Genomic DNA, 19,856 nt, shown 5'->3' with positions numbered 1-19,856 from the left:
GAAGAATGGAGCGAAGAACGCTCCGAAGACGACCGTCCGAAAGGACAATGGAGGTCCGCACGGCAACGGCGCGAACCCTCGCAGCATGAATCCGGAGAAGGTGGTGAGGGACGCGCTTGGAGCGATCCCCGCGAAGCTTGGAATGACCGCCGCGGAGGCTCACGGCGTCGGGATAACCGTGAAGGAAACTGGAACCGTCATAACAACGACCGGCGTGGGGGCCGTGGCTATGGCCGCGACCGCGACTCGTGGGAATCACGGGAATCTCGCGATGAGCGCAACGGTGGAAACCGGCGTTCTTCGTGGAGTCGGCGTGGTGATTTCCAGGACGGCCGCGACGAACGGGGCCACAAGGGTGGATTCCATAATCGCCGCGACCGCTATGACCACCGCGGGTACCGGCGCGATTGGGACGATAGAGACTTAGGCGATTCACGCCAATCGCGCGGATCCTGGGATCGCGGCGGCGAAGGCCGCTACGACCGTCAAGACCGGCGCGGAGGACGCGGTGGCCAGTGGCGCGATAACCGCCGAGGCCAGGACAAGCGATTCAGTGGCCCGCGCGATGATCGTTTCAATGAGGGCCCTGATCGCGAAGATCGTCGTCGTACCGAAGAACACGAGGTACGCGACAACAGCAGCTACGGGCGCCGCGACCACTATGATGACAAGCCGCGCTTTGAGCGGGACGAACGCCGACGTGACGACCATCGGCGCGATGATCGGCGCCGTAATGATCACCGTCGCGATAACTATCGCCGTGAGGACCGGCGGCGCGAAGAGCGCGGTGGATACCGTGAGGACGATAAGCGTCGACGCGATGATCGGCGCAGTCGCGGCGGCGTGAAGGATCCCTTCATCCCCGAAACGGTCAATGCGCAGGATCTCGCGGCAGAATCGCGGCGTAAGCTCAAAGTGCTCGCGCCGGCGGTTTCGGATAACGTGGCGCGGCACCTCGTTTATGCCGGTTCCATGATGGACCAGAATCCTGAGCTGGCCTACGAACACGCGAAGGCGGCCTACCGGCACGCCGCGCGCATCGATATTGTGCGTGAGGCGCTGGGATTGACCTCCTACCTGACCGGGCGGTACTCCGAAGCTTTGCGTGAGCTGCGCACCTACCGGCGCATGACCGATGATTATTCGCATGTGGCCCTCGAGGCTGATTCCGAGCGCGGGTTGGGCAGGCCCGAAAAGGCTCTCGCGTTCATTGCGGAGATTCCGCTCAAGCGGCTCAATACCGCCACCACGCTCGAATTGGCGCTGGTGACTTCCGGGGCCCGCGCGGATGCCGGTGATTCTGAGGCTGGCTTGGCTGTCCTCGAGAAAATCAAGGTCGAGAACCTCGATGAGGAATTGCGGGCCCGCGTTGAGCTCATCAAGGCGGATCGCCTCGAAGAACTCGGGCGCGCGGAGGAAGCCGAAGAGCTGCGCACGCGCTGGAACCCCGTCTACAACGCGGAAGGTGATGTCGAACTTTTCACCGCGGAGGAAGCGGAGCCTGAAGCGGAGTCCGAAGTGGCGCCTGAATCCGAGCCTGAAACGGCGCCTGAATCCGAGGTTGAGGCCGCAGCGGAAGTCGATGCGGATGCGAATGTAGAACCGGAAACTGACGTAGCACCGGAAACGGAACCGGCGCAGGAATCTGCCCACGAAGCTGAAGCTGAGACCGGTGCGGATTCTGAGGCGACATCGGAGCAGGAGTCCGAGCAGGAGTCGGAAGAAGAGTAATGGCGAGCCTGGTATCCCATTTCGACGGCGCGATTTTCGATCTGGACGGCGTGCTCTACCTTGGCACCGATCCGGCCCCGAACGCCGCCGATGCATACGCGCGCGCCATCGCGGCCGGAATGCGCCCGCTCTTCCTCACTAATAATGCCTCGCGCACCCAGGAAGAAGTAGCCGCGCACCTCGCAACCGTCGGAATCTCAGCCCCGGCCTCAACGGTGCTCACCTCCGCGATGGCCAGCACTCGTCTGGCTGCCGCGCAGGTGCCTGCTGGAGCAAAAGCCCTCGTTATCGGGGGTAATGGCCTGCATCGCGCGGTGAGCGAGACCGAGCTTGTGCCCGTCGCATCGGCCGATGATAACCCGGACGTGGTCATCATGGGCTTCTACCCGACCATTGACTGGGCGGCGCTCTCGGAAGTCGCCCTGGCCATCCGACGCGGAGCGCTTTTCGTCGCCACAAACCTGGATGCCACCCTCCCCATGGAACGCGGATTTATGGTCGGCTGTGGCTCGCTCGTGGCGGCGGTCGTCAACGCCACCGGGGTGAGCCCGCTATCTGCGGGCAAACCCGATCCGGCGATTTTCGCCATCGGGATGGAAATGCTCGGTTCCACCCATCCTCTCGCCATCGGCGACCGCCTCAATACCGATATTCGCGGAGCGCGCGCCGCCGGAATTCCCAGTCTCCACGTGCTCACCGGCGTGAGCGCCGCGCGCGATATTATGCTGGCCACCCCGGACGAACGCCCCGATTACCTCGGCGATGACCTGCGCGTCCTCAACGAGGATTACCCGAATATTCACCGGGAAGGCGAACGCTGGGTGGCCGGCGTATCCTGGGCGCAGGTTGAAGAAGGGAACGACGGCGCAGCGGCCCGCCTGGTCACCTCCGATGGACGCGGGCCACACCTGGGTCTGGATACCTACCGGGCTGCGGTGCACGCGGTATGGGACGCGCGGGATCGCGGTATGGGGGAGACCCTTGTTCTCGAGGACATCACCGTGGAGCAGCGATGACGAAGCAGGATAAAGGCGCGGTTCCCCGGCCGGCGGTTCCCGCGTCGAGGGCTGCTGGGCCAGGTGCGCCCGGGCCAGCGGCACCGCTCCCGAGCGCACCGCTCAATATCGAGGCAGCCCTGGATCAGCTCACCGAGCTCGACCTGCCCGAACAGATTGAACAATTGGAGGCGATTCACGCCGAATTGGGCCGGCGCCTCTCCCGGGCGCGGGTTTAAACCAGAAAGGTGCTCGGCTATGGGGCGTTTACGGCGTGTTGACGCGGAACTTGTGCGGCGCGGACTCGCGCGCTCCCGCCAGGATGCCGCGGTGCTCATCCGCGAAGGCCAAGTATTCCTGGACGGGGCCGAAGTCACGAAACCCGCCCGCCAAATGGACCCGGCTCAGGCACTTCTTGTTAAAGAAGCCGCCCGGGATCGTTACGTATCCCGCGGAGCATATAAACTCCTCGGTGCTCTTGATTACCTCGGGGATGCCGGCCCGCGAGTGGAGGGCGTCCGGGCCCTGGATGCGGGTGCGTCCACGGGCGGATTCACCGATGTGCTGCTGCGGCGCGGCGCCGCTCATGTGGTGGCCGTGGATGTTGGCTACGGCCAGCTCGCCTGGAAACTCCGCGAAGACCCCCGCGTCACCGTGCTCGAACGCACGAATGTGCGCACCTTAGATCCCGCGGCGGTTGCCCCCGCGCCCGATCTGGTTGTGGGGGACCTCTCCTTCATTTCTTTGCGACTGCTAGTCGCACCGCTTGCCGCCGCGAGTTCGCCACGGGCCGATTTTTTGCTCATGGTCAAACCGCAATTTGAAGTGGGTCGGGAGAAGATTGGTGCGCACGGCGTGGTTCGTGATCCGGAGTACCACGTGGAGGCGGTATGCGACGTCGCCCTTTCCGCCCGCGCCGCCGGGCTAGCCATCCAAGCAGTCGCGCCCTCGCCCCTTCCCGGGCCGGCCGGTAACGTTGAATACTTCCTCTATATGAAGAAAAATGCCCCAGATCTGCTCGGAGAGAACCTCGAGGAAAACGTGCGGGCGGCGGTGGCAGCCGGGCCGGCCGGGCAGGGACGGCCCGCGCGGTAGCGGGTAGGATACCTGAAGAGAGGGGAGGCATTCGATGGCACAACCAAAAGTCGCCCTGGTCGTCAATCGCACGTTACCACCGCAGATGGAACGTGCCGCTCACGATGCGATTGTCGCCCTGGAAGAACGCGGAATACAGGTGGATACCAGCGAAACGCTGGCGGGGGCCCGCGATGCGGATCTCATCCTCGTTATGGGCGGGGACGGTACGATTTTGCGCGGCGCGGAGCTGGGGCGCAGCACCGATGTGCCCATCCTCGGCATCAACTACGGGCATATGGGCTTCCTTTCCGAAGCGCAACCCGATGAACTACCCGCGGTGGTGGAACGTATCGCTGCTCGCGATTGGGTTATTTCCGAACGCATGACCATTGATGTGCATGTGCAACGCCCGGATGGCTCGTGCATCGTGCAGTGGGCCCTCAACGAAGTATCAGTAGAAAAAGCTTTTAACTCCCGCCTTATCGAAACGTCCATCGGGGTGGACGGCCGCGAAATTTCCGCTTTCAAAGCTGATGCGGTTCTCCTCTCCACACCCACCGGTTCCACCGCCTATAATTTTTCAGCCGGCGGCCCGGTGGTGTGGCCAAGCGTGGAAGCACTCCTGCTCACCCCGGTGGCAGCCCACGCGCTTTTCACCCGCCCGCTCGTGGTCAGCCCGTACTCCACCTTAGAAGTTCGGGTTTTGCGCGATGAGGCCATGGTGTCCTGCGATTCGCGGCGCCGGCTCGTTGCGCCCGAAGGAACTGTTATTACCGCGGTGCGGGGGGAGCGGCCCGTCAAGCTTGCCCGGCTGAATGAAACACCCTTCTCCGGGCGTCTGGTGGCACGCTTCCACCTGCCGGTGCGCGGCTGGCGCGAGCGTGAGGTGCGCGAATGATCGACCAGGTACGCATCCGCAATCTCGGCGTGATCGCGGAAGCCGAACTCAATCTGGGGCGCGGGCTGACGGCCCTCACCGGGGAAACCGGGGCCGGAAAAACCATGGCGGTTACCTCCCTCACCCTGCTTTTGGGTGCCAAAGCCAATCCGGCCCGGGTGCGGGCCGGAGCAACCCAGGCGGAAGTGGAAGGAACCTTCCTCGTGGATGCCTCCTCCCCGCTCCTGGACCGCATCACCGAGGCCGGCGGCCGCTACGACGTTGAGGGCGATACCGCCGCCGTTATTATTGCCCGGCATATCCCCGCCAAAGGGCGCTCCCGCGCTTTTGTGGGGGGCCGTTCGGTGCCCACCGCGGTGCTCACCGATATCGCGGCGGAGCTTGTGACCGTGCACGGTCAATCCGATCAGATCCGTTTAGGCAACCCCAGCCAGCAGCGCGCCGCGGTCGATGAATTCGGGGGTGACACCATCACGCGGGCAAAAGCTACCTGGGAGCAGGCCTGGAAAAACTACGGTGCAGCACGCGAGGCTCGCGATGTGTTTCAGGCCGGGGCGCAGCGCGCCGCCCAGCAACGTTTGGCGTACCGCGCTTTGCTTGACAAAGTCGAGGCGGTCAATCCCCAGCCCGGAGAAGAAGAAGCCCTGCGGGCGCGCGCCCGGATTCTGGAAAACGCGGTGGAAATGTACGGGGCCTACTCGGCTGCCGCCGAAGCCCTCAGCGGGAATGATACCGAGGCCGGTGCCATATCCGCCCTGGGCGTGGCGTTGGCGCAACTCGAGCACGTCCTTGAACTAAGCGGTTCTGATATGCCGAACGCCCAGCTCGAGGAGCTCCGCGAACGCCTGGAAAGCGCCGAAGCGGATATCACCGATATTCACGCGGATATTGCGGAACTGGCCCGCGGTACCCAAGCCCAACCAGATGAGCTCTCCACTATTTATTCGCGCCGCTCCGAGCTGGCGGGGTTGCGTAAAAACCTAGGGATGAGCGGCGAAGAAATCCTGCGGGCCGCGGCAGAAGCCCGCGCGGGCCTGGAACAACTTGATGACCCGGCCGCCACCTTAGAACGGCTCGAAAAAGAACTCTCTCAGGCCCACGCCGCCATGGAGAAAGCCGGCGCGGCCCTGCGGGAGGCCCGCACTGCCGCCGGAAGCGAATTGTCCCGCGCCGTGGAAGCGGAACTTCCCGAGCTTTCCCTGCCCGATGCCCATTTCACCGTTCAAGTTGAAGCCGCGGAACCCGGCGCTAACGGTGCGGATTCCGTCACTTTTTTGCTGGCCGCCCACCGCGGCGCGCCACTCGCCCCGCTTGCCTCCGGTGCTTCGGGCGGGGAACTCTCGCGTGTCATGCTCGCCCTGGAAGTGGGATTGGCGGCCCGGCGCGCCCAGCAGGGGCACACGTTCCTTTTCGATGAGGTGGATGCCGGGATTGGCGGCCGTGCCGCCAGCGCCGTCGGGAAAAGACTGGCAAAACTGGCCGGAAGCGCCCAGGTTATTGTGGTCACGCACCTGGCCCAAGTCGCGGCCTGTGCCGAGCACCAACTCGTCGTCGTGAAACAACTCGAAGAAAGTACCGCGCGCACCGAACTGCGTGACGTTAGCGGGCCAGAACGCGAAGCCGAACTGGCGCGCATGCTCTCGGGAAGCGATACCGATGTGGCACGCGCGCACGCAGCTGAGCTACTTAAGGCCGCGAATGTGGCACTATAAAGCTTGTGGCATCGAAGTTATGGCGAAAAAAGAAGGTCGTTGCGGAAGGAACCCTGGCCGGTCCGGCCCGGGTGGACGCGCGCACCAAGAATCTCACTCGTCGTCTCCAAGCCGGCGATGTAGCGATTATTAACCACACGGACCTGGATCGGGTCGCCGCGGAAAACCTGGTGGCCGCGCAGCCCGTTGCCGTGCTCAATGCCGCGAAATCCATCTCGGGGCGCTACCCGAACCTCGGCCCCGCGATCCTGGAAGAAGCCGGTATTCCGCTTATCGATGACCTCGGCCCGGAAATTATGGACATATCCGAAGGCCAGTGGGTGGATATCGACGGGGCACGCGTGGTGGCCGGCGGGCGCGTGATAGCCGAAGGTACCCTGCAAACCGCGCAGAGTATTGCCCGCGATAGCGAGGCGGCCCGCGCCGGCATGACCGTGCAACTGCGTGCTTTTGCCGCCAATACCCTCGAATATCTCAACGAAGAACAGGGCCTCATCCTGGACGGGGTGGGGATCCCTGATATTCGCACGTCCATGGAGCACCGCCACGTGCTCGTGGTGGTGCGCGGCTACGACTACCGGGAAGACCTGCGCGCCCTGCGCCCCTATATTCGGGAGAACCGGCCCCTCATGATTGGGGTGGACGGCGGGGCGGATGCCCTCCTGGAACTGGGCTACACCCCGGATATTATCGTCGGCGATATGGATTCGGTATCCGATAAAGCGCTGCGCTGCGGCGCCGAAGTGGTGGTGCATGCCTACCGGGATGGGCGCGCCCCCGGCAAGAAACGCGTGGAAGATCTGGGCGTGGATCACGTGGTCTTCCCGGCCACCGGCACCTCCGAAGATGTTGCTATGCTGCTGGCGGATTCCAAAGGCGCCAAGCTCATTGTGGCGGTGGGCACCCACAATACGATTCTGGAATTCCTCGATAAGGGCCGGGCGGGAATGGCCTCGACCTTCCTCACCCGTCTGGTGGTGGGCGGCAAGCTCATTGACGCGAAGGGCGTCTCGCGCCTCTACCGCTCCTCGATTTCCAATTGGATGCTGGTTGCCCTGATTCTCGCGGGAGTTTTTGCGCTCTTCGCGGCCCTGGCCGTTACCGGTGCGGGCCAAACCTTCCTGTCCGTGCTCACCACTCGCCTCGGGGATCTTGCCGAGTGGTTCCGTAATCTCTTCTAGGAAAGTTAGCTGATGGTTGATTTTAGGTATCATCTCGTTTCCCTGGTCTCGGTGTTTTTGGCGCTGGCCATCGGAGTGATTCTCGGGGCGGGTCCGCTGCAAAATTCGATCGCGCACGGGTTGACCGGCCAGGTGGATTCCCTGCGCGAATCGCGCGATAAGATGCGCGTGGAGCTTGATCAACGCGGGGCGCAGCTCGATGCGGCGTCGACGGCGCTCCTCGGTGCCGGCGAACAACTCAATGCTGGAACGCTGACGAATCGGCGCGTTGCTATCGTGGCGGCGGCCGGGGCGGACGGTGCCGTTGTGGAGAAAACCCGGCAGAGCCTGACCGCTGCCGGGGCGCGTATCACCGGGGAAATCACCCTGGCCCCGGCTTTTACCGACACCGAATACGCCACTTACCGTTCCACGCTTTCCGGTAACCTCGGTTCATACGTCAAGGATCTGCCCGCGGGCGGTTCCGCGGACGCGATTCTCGGTGCGGCCGTGGATACCGTGGTGCGTTCCGCGCCGGAAGATGCGGGGGCGACGACGCTCATCACGCTTCTCACCTCTCCGGAAAATAAGCTCATTGATGTGGCGGTTGCTCCGAGCGAAGCCGCCGAGGTGGTTGTTTTTATCACCGCTGATCCGGCGGAAGCCGCACCGGCGCCCGCAGAGAAGGAAACCACCTCTCCGCATATCGCGGATACCTACCAGGCGGCCTTCGCGGCCATGGCCGGGCGTGGCCCGGCGGTAGCGGTGGGCGCGGGGACTGATGGAAACTCCGTGCTGGGAGCCGTGCGCTCGGCCAAAGCCGGCTCCACGGTGGATTCGGCACAAACCGCGCTCGGCGATGTCAATATTCCCATGGCGGTGGCCGCTGAACTACATGAACGGCACGTGCACCTCGGGGTAGCACCGGGGGCAGATAGCGCAATTGGGGAGCGCCAGAGCGCTTCCGGGCCCGCGCCCGCGCAACCTGCCCCGGCTCCGCAGCCCGAACAGGCTCCCGCGCCGGCACCCGCACCCGCGGACGGCGGGCAAGCTCCCGAAGGTGGGCAGGCCCCGGCAGGGCAGTAACGGTACCATGGGTGCATGACCCTTTCTGCTTTCTGGAGGAACCAGGTGCGCCTGGGCGCTGCCGCCCTGGCCGGATACGCCGCCGCGCGTGCCGCTGAGAAACTGCTTTCCCGGCGGTCCGCGTCCTCCTGGCAACGCACCGCGAAAGACGGGCGGAGCGTGAGTTTGCGGGAAGGCCCGGTCGCGGTGGCGGGTACCACCGCGGGCTGCGCGGCGGGGGCTCTGCTCTCCGGAGGAAGCTGCTCGGCCGGTCCGGTGATCGCGGCGCTTAGCGGAGGGCTGGCCGGATATATTGACGATTTTTACGAGAGTGCATTTTCGCGCACCTCCAAAGGGCTGCGCGGCCACCTCGGGGCACTCTCCCGGGGCCACCTCACCTCCGGGGCGCTGAAAATAGTGATCATCGGGGTGGGTGCTGCGCTAGCCGGAAAGCTACCTGCCGATAGGGGACTGCCGTCCTCCAAGCGATTTGCGCTCCACGCCGAACGCACCATTCTTATTGCCGCCACCGCGAATCTTATTAATCTCCTCGACCTCGCGCCGGGCCGGGCCTGGAAAGGAACCCTCATCGCCGCGGCTCCCTTCTCCCTGGTCAGCTACCCGCCCGCGGGGCCCGTTGCCGCGGCTCTGGTAGGCACCGGCGCAGCCTGCCTGCCCGAGGATCTCGCCGGCACGGTCATGCTCGGAGATACCGGGGCAAATGCGCTGGGGGCGGCCCTGGGCTGGGCACTGGCCAGCCGCGGCCCGTGGGTGCGGCGCGGGGCGCTGGGCGCCGTCGTCGCCCTTAATATCGCGAGCGAAAAAATATCATTTTCGCGGGTCATCGCAACCCACCCGTGGCTGCGCGCCCTCGACCAGGCGGGCCGGGCATGAAAAAAGTTCTCGGAACGGCACTCGGAGCAGCCGGAACCATAGCGATTCTCACCCTGCTCTCGCGTGCCATGGGCTTCGTGCGCGCCTGGGTGCAAAACGGGGCGCTGGGGGACTCACTCGCCGGGGAATCGTACTCAACGGCGAATACAGTCCCGAATGTACTTTTCGAAATCGCCGCCGGCGGGGCCCTGGCCGCCGCGGTTATCCCGCTGGTCTCCGGGTTCCTGGCGAAAGCCCTCGCCGCGGAAGTCTCCCGCACCGCATCCGCCCTGCTCACCTGGGTGCTCGCCATTGGAATTCCGGTGGCCGGACTGGTGACCCTGGGCGCCCACCCCATTATGGAGGTGCTCCTGGGGGCGGATTCGCCGGCCGCCAGCGTGGATTTCGCAGCCACGCTGCTGCGGATTTTCGCCTGGCAAATACCGCTCTACGGACTCTCGGTGGTGTGCACGGGGCTATTGCAGGCGCATAAAAAATTCGTGCTTCCCGCCCTCGCCCCGCTGCTGTCCTCCGTCACCGTTATTATTACGTTCCTTATTTTCACGGAACTAGCCGCCGGTAACCAGCACGATCCGGCCCGGATATCCCGCACCGCCCTCTACGTGTTGGCCTGGGGCACCACGGCCGGGGTGGCGGTTTTTTCGCTGCCCCAGCTCATCCCGGTGCTGCGGCGCATCACGTTACGGCCCACCTTCCGTTTCCCACCCGGGGTGGGGCGGCGGGCGCTACGGCTGAGCGGGGCCGGGCTGGCCGGCCTGCTCGCTCAGCAGATTCAAATCATCGCGGTTATGCTTTTCGCCAATGCGCGCGGCGACGTGGGAACCTACCCGGTTTTCACGTTCGCGAACCAGCTCTATATGGTTCCCTACGCGGTGCTGGCCGTCCCCATTGCCACCGCGGTTTTCCCGCGCCTGGCGGAAGCGGCCGCGATTCCCGGGCGGCCGGGCCTGGCCCGTATTACCGCCCGTTCCTCTCGACTTGTTTTCGATATTGGCTTGCTGTGCGTGGCACTGCTGGTGGCGGTGGCAGAGCCCGCCCAGGCGCTGTTCGCGGTGGCGCGCCCGGTGGCCCATATGGATATTGCCATGCTGGCCATGGCCCCGGCCCTCCTCGGCTACGCCTTTATTTATCACGGCTCGCGGGTGCTTTACGCGGTGGAGGCGGCCCGCGCGGTCATTATCGTCAATTCGGCGGCATGGCTGAGCGTTGTGGTGGTGCTCATGGGCGCGGCCGGCCTGGGGGTGCGCGGACGCACCGAGGTGCTCATCAGTATTGGTGCGGCGATGTCCGTGGGCATGACGGTGGGCGGTATCGGCCATATCTTCGCGATCCGGCGCGCGGTGGGCCCCGGGGCGCTGCGCGGCGTGGGCTATTCCCTACGTATCGTGCTTCCGGCCGCGGTACTTGCGGGCGGAGCCGGATACGCCACCGGGCGCGGGATATTGCGCTGGTGGGGCGAAGGTGCCCTGGGTGCGCTGGGAGCAACCGGCGCGGCCGGGGCGCTCACCCTCGCCATCGGGGGAGTGGCGCTCTACCTGGTGGACCGGCGCGCGCTACGTTTGGCGCGTGACGCAGAGGCGCCGTCGACCCAAGAAATGCCGGCCATTGCCGTGGCCCTCGACGAAGCGAATACATAACGGCCCGGCCGCAGCGCGCACGCACCCGCACGAATGGACGCACGCGCCCGCCTGCACGCACCCGCCCCGCGAAGGAAAGGAAAGACAATGAACCTCGAGCTCAGCGATGAGTACCGCCCCGAGCATATGCGGCGCCTGGAGCGGCGCAGCATACTCGAATCGCCTTTTATTAACGTCTACGAGGACACGGTGGAACTGCCCAGCGTGGGGGCGCGCATGGAGCGCTATTGGGTGGAGCACCGTGACGCGGTTGCGGTACTGGCGGTGCGGAATAGCGGCGACGGCGCAGCTGAAGAAGTGCTTCTTATCCGCCAGTATCGGATCCCGGTCTGCTCGCTCCTGTGGGAAATTCCAGCCGGCATTCTTGATATTGAGGGTGAGGATCCCGCGGATGCCGCCCGGCGTGAACTCCGCGAAGAAACGGATTATGAGGCCGGGAACTTGGAGTTCCTCACCAGCTTCTACACCTCGCCGGGTTTCACCAATGAACATATGACGGTGTATCTCACCCGCGATCCGGCCCCGGCGGCAAGTGCCTTCGCCCGCGAGGATGAAGAGGCGGAAATCGAGGCGCGGTGGGTGCCGCTCGCCCGGGTGCGCGAGGCGATACTGGTCGGGCGGCTCGGCAATCCGCAGCTGGTGGCCGCGGTACTCGCCTACCTGGCCCGCAGCGCTTAGCCACGGGCGTAACCCGCGCGCACGGCGGGCCGGCACCGGCAAGCTCGCGCCTTTTCGCGTCCGGTTAGGCTGTCCAAACTAGATTACGCAACGCCCGTGTTGTTTAATTGGATGGCGAGGTCCTAGATATGGCAGGCCGGCACGTGATAAAGCAGCGGTGAGCGATGCGGGGGAGCCTCAGGCTACGGCCCAGGGTTCCGAGCAGCGCTCACGGATGCTCGGTGAAGGTGTAGAACAGTGGAAGGGGTGGTGATCCAGATGGCAGCGGAAGAAAGCGCAGGGATCCGCCCCCGGGAAGAAACAACCCGCGAAGGAATTCTGCGCCTCATTATGGAACGCGGGCCCATTAGTGCCGCGGAACTGGCCCAGCTGGCTATTCTCACTCCGGCCGGGGTGCGCCGGCATTTAGTGGCGCTCGAAGATGCCGGTGCGATCACCGAATGCGAGAAACCCGGGCAGCGCGAGGCACGAGCCGGGCGCCCGGCCCGCTATTACGTGGCGACCGATACCGGGCAGAACGCCGGGGCAACCTCGTATCACACCATGGCGAATGCAGCCCTTGATTTTCTGCGTGAAAATCTGGGGGAGGCCGGGGTGGAGGAATTTGCGCGCCGGAGGGAACGTTCCCTGGTGGCGCGTTACCGCGATGCGCTCGGGGATACCGAAAATCCCGCGGAGCGGCTGCGCCGCCTGGCGCGCGCCCTCACCCAAGATGGCTACGCCGCGTCGGTTCGCGATGTTCCGGGCACGCAGGATGGGCCGCGCCAGATGATCCAGTTGTGCCAGGGGCGCTGCCCCCTGCGCGACGTCGCCACACACCATCACTTTTTATGCGCGGCGGAAACCCGCGCTTTTCACGAACTACTCGGGGTTCCCGTGCAACGCCTGGCAACCATTGCATCCGGGAGCCACGTGTGCACGGTGACGCTGCACGCTAACAGCGTTTAAATCGGGAGGAAACACATGGCACAAACACGGCACGAGGCAGCAATTGCGGAGGCCGTGGCGCAGCAGGAACACGTGATCGCGAACCTGTCCGGCGCCTATGAATTTGGGTGGCACGATACCGATACCGCCGGGGCGCACGCGCGCCGCGGTCTGGATGAGGGCGTGGTGCGCGCGATTAGCGCGGCGAAAAAAGAACCGGAATGGATGCTTAAGCGGCGCCTGCGTGCCCTGCGCCTCTTCGAGAAACGCCCCATGCCCACCTGGGGGGCTGATCTTTCCGGGATCAACTTCGATGACTTCAAGTACTTTGTGCGGGCAACCGACCGCCAGGTCACCGATTGGAATGACCTCCCCCCGGAAATCAAAAACACCTACGACCGGCTCGGCATCCCGGAAGCGGAAAAAGAACGCCTGGTGGCCGGGGTGGCTGCACAGTACGAATCCGAGGTGGTGTACAACTCGATTCGTGCGGACCTGGAAGAACAGGGCGTTATTTTCGTGGATACTGATACCGCACTGCGCGAGCACGAGGATCTGGTGCGCGAATACTTCGGCACCGTGATCCCGGCCGGGGATAATAAATTTGCCTCCCTCAATACCGCGGTGTGGTCGGGTGGTTCCTTCATTTACGTGCCGAAGAACGTGCACGTGGATATTCCCTTGCAGGCGTACTTCCGTATCAATACCCAGGCGATGGGCCAGTTCGAACGCACCCTCATTATTTGCGACGAGGGTTCCTACGTGCATTACGTAGAAGGCTGCACCGCCCCGATCTACTCCGAGGATTCCCTCCACGCCGCCATCGTGGAAATCATCGTGAAGAAGAATGCCCACTGCCGCTACACCACCATCCAGAACTGGTCTAATAACGTGCTCAACCTCGTGACCCAGCGTGCCACCGTGGCCGAAGGAGCCACGATGGAATGGGTGGATGGCAATATTGGCTCGCGCCTCAATATGAAGTACCCGGCCTGCGTGCTCCTGGGCGAACACGCCCACGGGGAAGCGCTCTCCGCTGCCTTCTCCGGCCCGGGCCAGCATCAGGATACCGGCGCGAAAATGCAGCACCTGGCCCCGAATACCACCTCCTCGATTGTGTCGAAGTCAATTTCGCGCGGGGGTGGGCGCTCCTCCTACCGCGGCCTCGTGCAGGTCTCGGAAGATGCCCGCGGCTCAAAATCCAATGTGGTCTGCGATGCGCTCCTCGTTGATGATATTTCCCGCACCGATACCTACCCCTACGTGGATGTGCGCACGGACGATGTAGAAATGGGGCACGAAGCCACCGTGACGAAGGTGAGCGAAGAACAGCTCTTCTACCTCATGCAACGCGGCCTGTCCGAACAAGAAGCCATGGGGATGATCGTGCGCGGCTTCGTGGAGCCCATCGCCCGCGAACTGCCGATGGAATACGCACTTGAACTCAATCGTCTTATTGATCTGCAAATGGAAGGGAGTGTGGGCTAATGGTCAGTACTGATCATTCCCAGGCGGTGCTGGCAGACGAAGGATTCCATACCGCGCACGCCGACCGCTCGGACCGTTTCGCCTCCTTCAACCCGGAGGAGTTCCCGATTCCGCGCGGAACCGGGGAGGAAGAAGACTGGCGTTTCACGCCGATGGACCGGGTTGCCCCGTTCATTCATAACGTGGAGGGCGTGCGCGATGCCACCGTGACGGCCACCGTGGTAGGTGGGGCACGCGTGGAAGAAGTGGACCGCAGCGATCCGCGCCTGGGCACGGTAGGGAAACCAGATGACCGCGCGGCAGCCCTCGCCTGGTCGGCTTTCCAGCGTGCGCATATCGTGACTCTCGACGGAAGCGAGCACGCGGACGTCGTCGCCATGATCACCGGGGAAGGCACACTGAGCGTTGCTCACACCCTTATCACCGCGGCCCCGGAGGCTAGTGGCACCGTGGTGCTTGAGCACACCGGCAGCGGCGACCTCACGGAAACCGTGGAAATTGAGGTGGGGGCGCACGCGGATCTCACCGTTGTGTCCGTGCAGGAACAAGAACGCTGCGCCTCCCAGCATTCCGCCCAGCGCATCCGGGTAGGTGAAGGCGCGAAATTCCGGCATATCGTGGTGACCATCGGCGGGGATCTTATCCGCATGACCACCGCGTGTGAGCTGGAAGGGGAGCGTTCCGATACCGAACTGCTGGGCGCTTATATCACCGAAAGCCACCAGCATCACGAACACCGGATTTTCGTGGATCACGTGGCCCCGCATTGCAAATCGCGAGCCACCTACAAGGGCGCGCTCCAGGGCGATGAGGCGCATTCGGTGTGGATCGGGGATGTGCTGATTCGGGCTCAGGCCGCCCAGACCGATACGTATGAACTCAACCGCAACCTGGTGCTTACCGAGGGAGCGAAGGCCGATTCGGTGCCCAATCTGGAGATTCTCACCGGGGATATTGCCGGGGCCGGGCACGCCTCAGCCACCGGGCGTTTTGATGATGAGCAGCTCTTCTACCTCATGGCCCGCGGCATCCCCGCGGATGTGGCGCGCCGCCTGGTGGTGCGCGGTTTCTTCGCGGAATTGGTGGAACAGATCGAAGTGGATTCGGTGCGCACCAAGCTCATGGACGCTATCGAACGCGAACTCGATTTGGCCGACGCCGGAAGCGGGGAGGAGGCATGAGCTGGCAGCAGGTGTGTACCACCGCGGATCTCGAGCCGGAAAGCGCCCTGAGTGTGGAAGTCCGCGCTGCTAGCGGCGCCGTCGTACCCGTATGTATCGCACGCGACTGCCACGGAACCTGGCACGCCGTGGGCGATATCTGCACCCATGAAGACGTTAACCTCAGCGACGGCGAAGTTTTTGATACCACAATCGAATGCCCCAAACACGGGGCGGAATTCGACCTGTGTTCCGGGCGTGCCCTCACGCTCCCGGCGGTCACACCCGTGCCCGTCTACCCCTTGACCTGCGATAATGACGGCCGCGTTTTTATTGACGTGGACACAACACCTGAGGAGAAGTAATGGCTACTCTCGATATTATTGATCTGCACGCCTCGGTCATCACCCCCGAAGGCCCCAAACCGATTCTGCACGGCGTCAATTTGCATATTGGCGATAATGAAATCCACGCGATTATGGGCCCGAACGGCTCGGGTAAATCGACCACGGCCTACGCGCTGGCCGGGCATCCCTCCTATGAGATCACTTCCGGGCAGGTGCTCCTCGACGGTGTGGATATTACCGATATGACCGCCGATGAACGCGCCCGCGAGGGGCTTTTCCTCGCCATGCAGTACCCGGTGGAAGTGCCCGGCGTTTCCGTCTCGAATTTCTTGCGCACCGCGAAAACCGCGATTGACGGGGAAGCTCCCAAGCTGCGCGAATGGTCCCAGGCGCTACGCAAAGTCACGGAAAAACTGCGGGTGGATGCCGATTTTATTAAGCGTGATCTCAACGTGGGCTTCTCCGGTGGTGAAAAGAAACGCACCGAAGTGCTCCAGATGGAATTGCTGGAACCCAAGATCGCCGTGCTGGATGAAACGGATTCCGGGCTGGACGTGGACGCGCTGCGCGTGGTCTCCGAAGGCATCGTGGACGTGCATGAACGCACCGGTAATTCGCTGCTGCTCATCACCCACTACAACCGGATTTTGCAGTACGTCAAACCCGATTACGTCCACGTTTTTGCCGGCGGCAAGATTGTGCGCACCGGCGGGCCGGATCTGGCCAGCGAACTGGAAGCCTCCGGGTACGACAGCTACATCGAAGCGGAGGCGAAGTAGGTGAACGCCGTGCGCCCGCTGGTGGCGCGGGAAGATTTCCCGATTCTGGCCCGGCCGATGCGCGGGGATCAGGCCCTCGTGTACCTAGATTCCGGGGCGACGGCGCAGCGCCCGCGCGCCGTTCTGGACGCGATGGTGGATTTTGATACGCGCTCCAACGGGGCGGTCAAGCGCGGGAGCCACCTGCTCGCGGAGGAATCCACCGTGGCCTACGAAGAGGCCCGCGCGAAAGTGGCGGCTTTCATCGGGGCGGCGCCCCAGGAAATTGTATGGACCAGCGGGAGCACTCAGTCCCTCAACCTCCTCGCCTACGCGATCTCGAATGCCACGGCGGGGCGCGGCTGGGGGAACGCGGATCGTTTCCTGCTGCGCGCCGGCGACGATATCGTGGTGACCCGCGCCGAGCATCATGCGAATCTGCTGCCCTGGCAGGAATTATGCGAACGCACCGGGGCCCGCCTCACGTGGCTTGATCTGGATGGTGAGGGCCGGATTGACCCGGCCACCCTCGCGGTCATCGGGCGGCGCACCCGCATCGTTGCTTTCACACATGTCTCGAATGTGACCGGGGCGGTTTCCCCGGTGGCGCAGATCGTGGAGGCGGCCCACGCGGTGGGTGCTTTTACGGTTCTCGATGCCTGCCAATCCGTGCCGCATCTGCCCGTGAACGTGCGGGAACTTGATGTAGATTTCGCGGCTTTTTCGGGCCATAAAATGTACGGGCCCACCGGGTTGGGGGTGCTGTACGGGCGCGAAGAACTCCTCGCGGACCTGCCGCCCTACCAATTCGGCGGCTCGATGATTGAACGGGTCACGATGGAAAAAACGCGTTACGCGCGCCCGCCGGCCCGTTTCGAGGCGGGAAGCCAGCCGGTTACCCAGATCGTCGGGCTCGCACGGGCGGTGGATTACCTCAGCGCCATCGGCATGGAGAACGTGGCGCGCTACGAAGATGAGCTGACTGCCCAGCTGCTTGCCGGGCTCGGGCAGATCCCGGGGATCCGGGTGCTCGGCCCGCGCGAGGGCGCCGGACGTACCGGGATCGCGGCTTTTACCGTGGACGGTGTGCACCCGCATGACGTGGGGCAATTCTTGGATGCGCGCGGTATTGCGGTGCGGGTGGGCCACCATTGCGCCCAGCCGATTCACGACTTCTTCGGGGTGCCGGCCTCGGTGCGCGCCTCCGTGGGGATCTACACAACAAGCTCGGATATTGACGCGTTTCTTGATGCGTTGAGCCAGGTCCGCGGCTATTTCTGGGTGGAAGGATAAAAAGTTGAGCGAACTTGATGAGCTCTACCAGCAGATTATTCTCGATGCGGCGCGCGAACGCCACGGTGAAGGTGAGCTGGCGCCGGTGGCGGCTGGCGCCGTCGTGCCGCAAGGGGAGTCCACCCAGGTCAATCCCATGTGCGGGGACGAGGTGACCCTCGAGGTGCGCCTCTCCCCGGATGGAGAGAAGATCGCCGAACTCGCCTGGCAGGGGCAGGGCTGTTCCATTTCCCAGGCCTCAATTTCCATTATGAATGACCTGGTGGCCGGGCATTCCATCGAGAACCTCACCACCCTCTACGGTTATTTCCGCGAGATGATGGACAGCCGCGGGGCGGAACTTTCAGATACCGCCGCGGACGCCCTGGAAGACGCCGCCGCTTTCCACGGGGTAGCCCGCTTCCCCATGCGCATTAAATGCGCGCTACTCGGCTGGATGGCAGTCCGCGAAGCAACCGACGAAGCCCTCCACCGCCTCAACATACCCGGCACGCCCGCGAGCACTTCAGCAGAAGCTACGAATCCCGCGGGAGCTACGCCGCCCCTAATGAAGGAGACCCCGGAACAATGACGGAGAAGAACGAAGTAACCCCGCCCGCGCCCGAGGCAACTGCTCCCGAGGCCACCCCGCCCGCAGCGGAAACTACCGCTACAGCGAGCGCGCCGGAGGCACCCGCGCCCACAGCGGATGAACGGATCGGCGAAGTGGTCTACACCGACGGTGATAGCCCGATAGACGACGTTGATCCCTACCTCGTCCTCGAGGCGATGAAGGACGTTATCGATCCGGAACTCGGCGTCAATATCGTAGATCTTGGCCTCGTCTACGGGGTGACCACGAACGGCCGCCACCTCCACCTCGATATGACCCTCACCTCGCCGGCCTGCCCGCTCACGGACGCGATCACCGACGGCATTATTATCGCCACGGAAGATCTTGTGGACGACGTGGATATTAACTGGGTGTGGCTGCCGCCGTGGGGCCCGGAACGCATTACCGAAGACGGTCGCGATGATCTGCGCGCTCTCGGTTTCAATATTTAGTACGACGACGCCCGTGCGCCCAGAAAACTCTGGGCGCACGCCGCACTTCCGCCAGCGCCTCTTTAGCGCCAGGTATTGCAGGCGTTGAAATCGCCTGTTTCGTAGCCGGTTGTCAGTGCATCCATACGCTGGGCGGATGAGCCGTGGGAGAACTTTTCCGGGTTGACATCCATGCCGGCGCTTTCTTGGATATGGTCATCGCCAATCGCGGCCGCGGCGTCAATCGCGCTGGCGAGCTGGTCACGGGTGGGAGCCTGGAGAATCGGGATCCCGCTGGCCGGATCAACCGTGCTGGCGGCGTGATGCAACCAGAGGCCGGCGTAGCAATCAGCCTGCAATTCCGAGCGCACCTGCGAAGAATCCGGGCCGGTATCGCGCGGATTGACACGCTCGAATACCCCGGTGAGATTCTGGATATGATGCCCGAATTCGTGGGCGACCACATAGGCCTGAACCAGGGTGGTGTTCTCCGCCCCGAAATTAGCTTCCAGTTCATCGAAGAACGTGGTGTCAAGGTAGACGGTTCCATCGGCGGGGCAGTAGAAGGGACCCACCTGACTGGAGGCATTCCCGCATCCGGTGCTCACCCCTTCAGAAAAGAGCGCAAAGCCAGGAAGCTCGTAACGGGTGCGCGCCGCGCGGGGCAGTTCCTTTTCCCAAAATGCATCGAGGGATTGGGCTACCGCCACCATAAAGCATTCGGTGGAGGCATTGGCATCCGCTCCGGTACGGCACTTGTCCGCGAAATCGGAGGTGGTGGATTGCTGGACGGAGCTGCCCTGAGGGGAGGTGCCCTGGGTGATAGCAGCCGGCGGGGGAGCGCCGGTGACCATGTACCAAACCAGGGCAATAATAATTCCGGTGAGCCCGAAGCCTCCGCCAATCATGGCACCGCGCCCACGTCCGCGATTTTGCACTCTCGCCCCGTCGAGGCGCACGCCGTCGTTAACACTCATGGCTTCGAGCCTACCCTCCCGGCCCGGCCCCCGCGG

The 19,856-nt window shown here is 63.8% G+C and carries 22 protein-coding genes; 20 read left to right on the top strand and 2 right to left on the bottom strand.

Going from position 1 to position 19,856, the window contains the following annotated elements; translation table 11 throughout:
• Positions 1-85: 85 nt before the first annotated feature.
• Positions 86-427 (top strand): hypothetical protein, encoded by a 342-nt coding sequence (locus CYJ17_RS07340; RefSeq protein ID WP_087070724.1) that lies wholly within the window; start codon positions 86-88, stop codon positions 425-427.
• Positions 428-432: 5 nt separating this feature from the next.
• On the opposite strand, the gene CYJ17_RS07335 is transcribed toward CYJ17_RS07340, so the two are convergent.
• On the bottom strand, positions 433-954 hold the full coding sequence (locus CYJ17_RS07335; protein ID WP_180948646.1) for a hypothetical protein: 522 nt from the start codon (positions 952-954) through the stop codon (positions 433-435).
• An 18-nt stretch (positions 955-972) separates the two neighbouring features.
• Here CYJ17_RS07335 and CYJ17_RS07330 point away from each other — a divergent pair, with 18 nt between their 5' ends.
• From CYJ17_RS07330 to CYJ17_RS07240, 19 genes are all read left to right on the top strand, one after another.
• Positions 973-1,731: a hypothetical protein gene (locus CYJ17_RS07330; protein WP_234984495.1), complete on the top strand. Its 759-nt coding sequence runs from the start codon at positions 973-975 to the stop codon at positions 1,729-1,731.
• Entirely contained in the window at positions 1,731-2,747 is a 1,017-nt protein-coding gene (locus tag CYJ17_RS07325; protein ID WP_087070727.1) for an HAD-IIA family hydrolase, read from the top strand. The genes CYJ17_RS07330 and CYJ17_RS07325 overlap by 1 nt, the downstream gene beginning before the upstream one ends.
• Positions 2,744-2,965: a hypothetical protein gene (locus CYJ17_RS07320; protein WP_087070728.1), complete on the top strand. Its 222-nt coding sequence runs from the start codon at positions 2,744-2,746 to the stop codon at positions 2,963-2,965. The genes CYJ17_RS07325 and CYJ17_RS07320 overlap by 4 nt, the downstream gene beginning before the upstream one ends.
• Before the next feature lie 19 nt (positions 2,966-2,984).
• On the top strand, positions 2,985-3,821 hold the full coding sequence (locus CYJ17_RS07315; RefSeq protein WP_087070729.1) for a TlyA family RNA methyltransferase: 837 nt from the start codon (positions 2,985-2,987) through the stop codon (positions 3,819-3,821).
• Between the two features lie 34 nt (positions 3,822-3,855).
• Positions 3,856-4,701 (top strand): NAD kinase, encoded by an 846-nt coding sequence (locus CYJ17_RS07310; protein ID WP_026429285.1) that lies wholly within the window; start codon positions 3,856-3,858, stop codon positions 4,699-4,701.
• Entirely contained in the window at positions 4,698-6,413 is a 1,716-nt protein-coding gene (recN, locus tag CYJ17_RS07305) for a DNA repair protein RecN (protein ID WP_087070730.1), read from the top strand. Before CYJ17_RS07310 ends, recN begins: the two co-directional genes overlap by 4 nt.
• A gap of 5 nt (positions 6,414-6,418) precedes the next feature.
• On the top strand, positions 6,419-7,594 hold the full coding sequence (gene steA, locus CYJ17_RS07300; RefSeq protein ID WP_016442698.1) for a putative cytokinetic ring protein SteA: 1,176 nt from the start codon (positions 6,419-6,421) through the stop codon (positions 7,592-7,594).
• Positions 7,595-7,606: 12 nt separating this feature from the next.
• Complete coding sequence (locus tag CYJ17_RS07295) at positions 7,607-8,659, top strand: copper transporter (protein WP_087070731.1); 1,053 nt, start codon at positions 7,607-7,609, stop codon at positions 8,657-8,659.
• A gap of 15 nt (positions 8,660-8,674) precedes the next feature.
• On the top strand, positions 8,675-9,532 hold the full coding sequence (locus CYJ17_RS07290; RefSeq protein WP_200807183.1) for an MraY family glycosyltransferase: 858 nt from the start codon (positions 8,675-8,677) through the stop codon (positions 9,530-9,532).
• On the top strand, positions 9,529-11,169 hold the full coding sequence (gene murJ / locus CYJ17_RS07285) for a murein biosynthesis integral membrane protein MurJ (protein ID WP_087070733.1): 1,641 nt from the start codon (positions 9,529-9,531) through the stop codon (positions 11,167-11,169). The genes CYJ17_RS07290 and murJ overlap by 4 nt, the downstream gene beginning before the upstream one ends.
• 87 nt (positions 11,170-11,256) lie before the next feature.
• Positions 11,257-11,847, top strand: a complete 591-nt coding sequence (locus tag CYJ17_RS07280; RefSeq protein ID WP_087070734.1) for an NUDIX domain-containing protein — start codon at positions 11,257-11,259, stop codon at positions 11,845-11,847.
• A gap of 237 nt (positions 11,848-12,084) precedes the next feature.
• Entirely contained in the window at positions 12,085-12,795 is a 711-nt protein-coding gene (locus CYJ17_RS07275; RefSeq protein WP_234984496.1) for a helix-turn-helix transcriptional regulator, read from the top strand.
• Between the two features lie 15 nt (positions 12,796-12,810).
• A complete protein-coding gene (gene sufB, locus CYJ17_RS07270; RefSeq protein WP_200807184.1) occupies positions 12,811-14,262 on the top strand; it encodes a Fe-S cluster assembly protein SufB in 1,452 nt (483 codons plus the stop codon).
• Positions 14,262-15,443: a Fe-S cluster assembly protein SufD gene (gene sufD, locus CYJ17_RS07265; protein WP_087070735.1), complete on the top strand. Its 1,182-nt coding sequence runs from the start codon at positions 14,262-14,264 to the stop codon at positions 15,441-15,443. Before sufB ends, sufD begins: the two co-directional genes overlap by 1 nt.
• The gene (locus tag CYJ17_RS07260; protein ID WP_026429292.1) at positions 15,440-15,787 is read left to right on the top strand and encodes a Rieske (2Fe-2S) protein; all 348 of its coding nucleotides are present in this window, start codon (positions 15,440-15,442) and stop codon (positions 15,785-15,787) included. Before sufD ends, CYJ17_RS07260 begins: the two co-directional genes overlap by 4 nt.
• Positions 15,787-16,548 carry a Fe-S cluster assembly ATPase SufC gene (sufC, locus tag CYJ17_RS07255; protein ID WP_016442707.1) on the top strand — a complete coding sequence of 254 codons (762 nt, stop codon included), beginning with the start codon at positions 15,787-15,789 and terminating at the stop codon, positions 16,546-16,548. Before CYJ17_RS07260 ends, sufC begins: the two co-directional genes overlap by 1 nt.
• Complete coding sequence (locus CYJ17_RS07250) at positions 16,549-17,820, top strand: SufS family cysteine desulfurase (protein WP_087070736.1); 1,272 nt, start codon at positions 16,549-16,551, stop codon at positions 17,818-17,820. It abuts the gene before it with no gap.
• A gap of 4 nt (positions 17,821-17,824) precedes the next feature.
• Positions 17,825-18,391 carry a Fe-S cluster assembly sulfur transfer protein SufU gene (sufU, locus tag CYJ17_RS07245; protein ID WP_234984497.1) on the top strand — a complete coding sequence of 189 codons (567 nt, stop codon included), beginning with the start codon at positions 17,825-17,827 and terminating at the stop codon, positions 18,389-18,391.
• On the top strand, positions 18,388-18,864 hold the full coding sequence (locus CYJ17_RS07240) for a metal-sulfur cluster assembly factor (protein WP_317848336.1): 477 nt from the start codon (positions 18,388-18,390) through the stop codon (positions 18,862-18,864). Before sufU ends, CYJ17_RS07240 begins: the two co-directional genes overlap by 4 nt.
• A gap of 62 nt (positions 18,865-18,926) precedes the next feature.
• Here the strand turns inward: CYJ17_RS07240 and ypfJ are convergent, their stop codons facing one another.
• The gene (ypfJ, locus tag CYJ17_RS07235) at positions 18,927-19,820 is read right to left on the bottom strand and encodes a KPN_02809 family neutral zinc metallopeptidase (protein ID WP_087070738.1); all 894 of its coding nucleotides are present in this window, start codon (positions 19,818-19,820) and stop codon (positions 18,927-18,929) included.
• Positions 19,821-19,856 lie beyond the last annotated feature (36 nt).

It is taken from the genome of Actinotignum timonense, assembly GCF_002860685.3.
GTDB lineage: Bacteria > Actinomycetota > Actinomycetes > Actinomycetales > Actinomycetaceae > Actinotignum > Actinotignum timonense.
The sequence above is the reverse complement of the archived record's forward strand: the minus strand, read 5'-3'. Positions and strand labels throughout refer to the sequence as shown.

Bases quoted from the DNA above. Each gene is read 5' to 3' on its own strand.
- CYJ17_RS07340 (WP_087070724.1), top strand. From the start codon at position 86: ATGAATCCGGAGAAGGTGGTGAGGGACGCGCTTGGAGCGATCCCCGCG.
- CYJ17_RS07330 (WP_234984495.1), top strand. From the start codon at position 973: ATGATGGACCAGAATCCTGAGCTGGCCTACGAACACGCGAAGGCGGCC.
- CYJ17_RS07325 (WP_087070727.1), top strand. From the start codon at position 1,731: ATGGCGAGCCTGGTATCCCATTTCGACGGCGCGATTTTCGATCTGGAC.
- CYJ17_RS07320 (WP_087070728.1), top strand. From the start codon at position 2,744: ATGACGAAGCAGGATAAAGGCGCGGTTCCCCGGCCGGCGGTTCCCGCG.
- CYJ17_RS07315 (WP_087070729.1), top strand. From the start codon at position 2,985: ATGGGGCGTTTACGGCGTGTTGACGCGGAACTTGTGCGGCGCGGACTC.
- CYJ17_RS07310 (WP_026429285.1), top strand. From the start codon at position 3,856: ATGGCACAACCAAAAGTCGCCCTGGTCGTCAATCGCACGTTACCACCG.
- recN (WP_087070730.1), top strand. From the start codon at position 4,698: ATGATCGACCAGGTACGCATCCGCAATCTCGGCGTGATCGCGGAAGCC.
- CYJ17_RS07295 (WP_087070731.1), top strand. From the start codon at position 7,607: ATGGTTGATTTTAGGTATCATCTCGTTTCCCTGGTCTCGGTGTTTTTG.
- CYJ17_RS07290 (WP_200807183.1), top strand. From the start codon at position 8,675: ATGACCCTTTCTGCTTTCTGGAGGAACCAGGTGCGCCTGGGCGCTGCC.
- murJ (WP_087070733.1), top strand. From the start codon at position 9,529: ATGAAAAAAGTTCTCGGAACGGCACTCGGAGCAGCCGGAACCATAGCG.
- CYJ17_RS07280 (WP_087070734.1), top strand. From the start codon at position 11,257: ATGAACCTCGAGCTCAGCGATGAGTACCGCCCCGAGCATATGCGGCGC.
- sufB (WP_200807184.1), top strand. From the start codon at position 12,811: ATGGCACAAACACGGCACGAGGCAGCAATTGCGGAGGCCGTGGCGCAG.
- sufD (WP_087070735.1), top strand. From the start codon at position 14,262: ATGGTCAGTACTGATCATTCCCAGGCGGTGCTGGCAGACGAAGGATTC.
- CYJ17_RS07260 (WP_026429292.1), top strand. From the start codon at position 15,440: ATGAGCTGGCAGCAGGTGTGTACCACCGCGGATCTCGAGCCGGAAAGC.
- sufC (WP_016442707.1), top strand. From the start codon at position 15,787: ATGGCTACTCTCGATATTATTGATCTGCACGCCTCGGTCATCACCCCC.
- CYJ17_RS07240 (WP_317848336.1), top strand. From the start codon at position 18,388: ATGACGGAGAAGAACGAAGTAACCCCGCCCGCGCCCGAGGCAACTGCT.
- ypfJ (WP_087070738.1), bottom strand. From the start codon at position 19,820: ATGAGTGTTAACGACGGCGTGCGCCTCGACGGGGCGAGAGTGCAAAAT.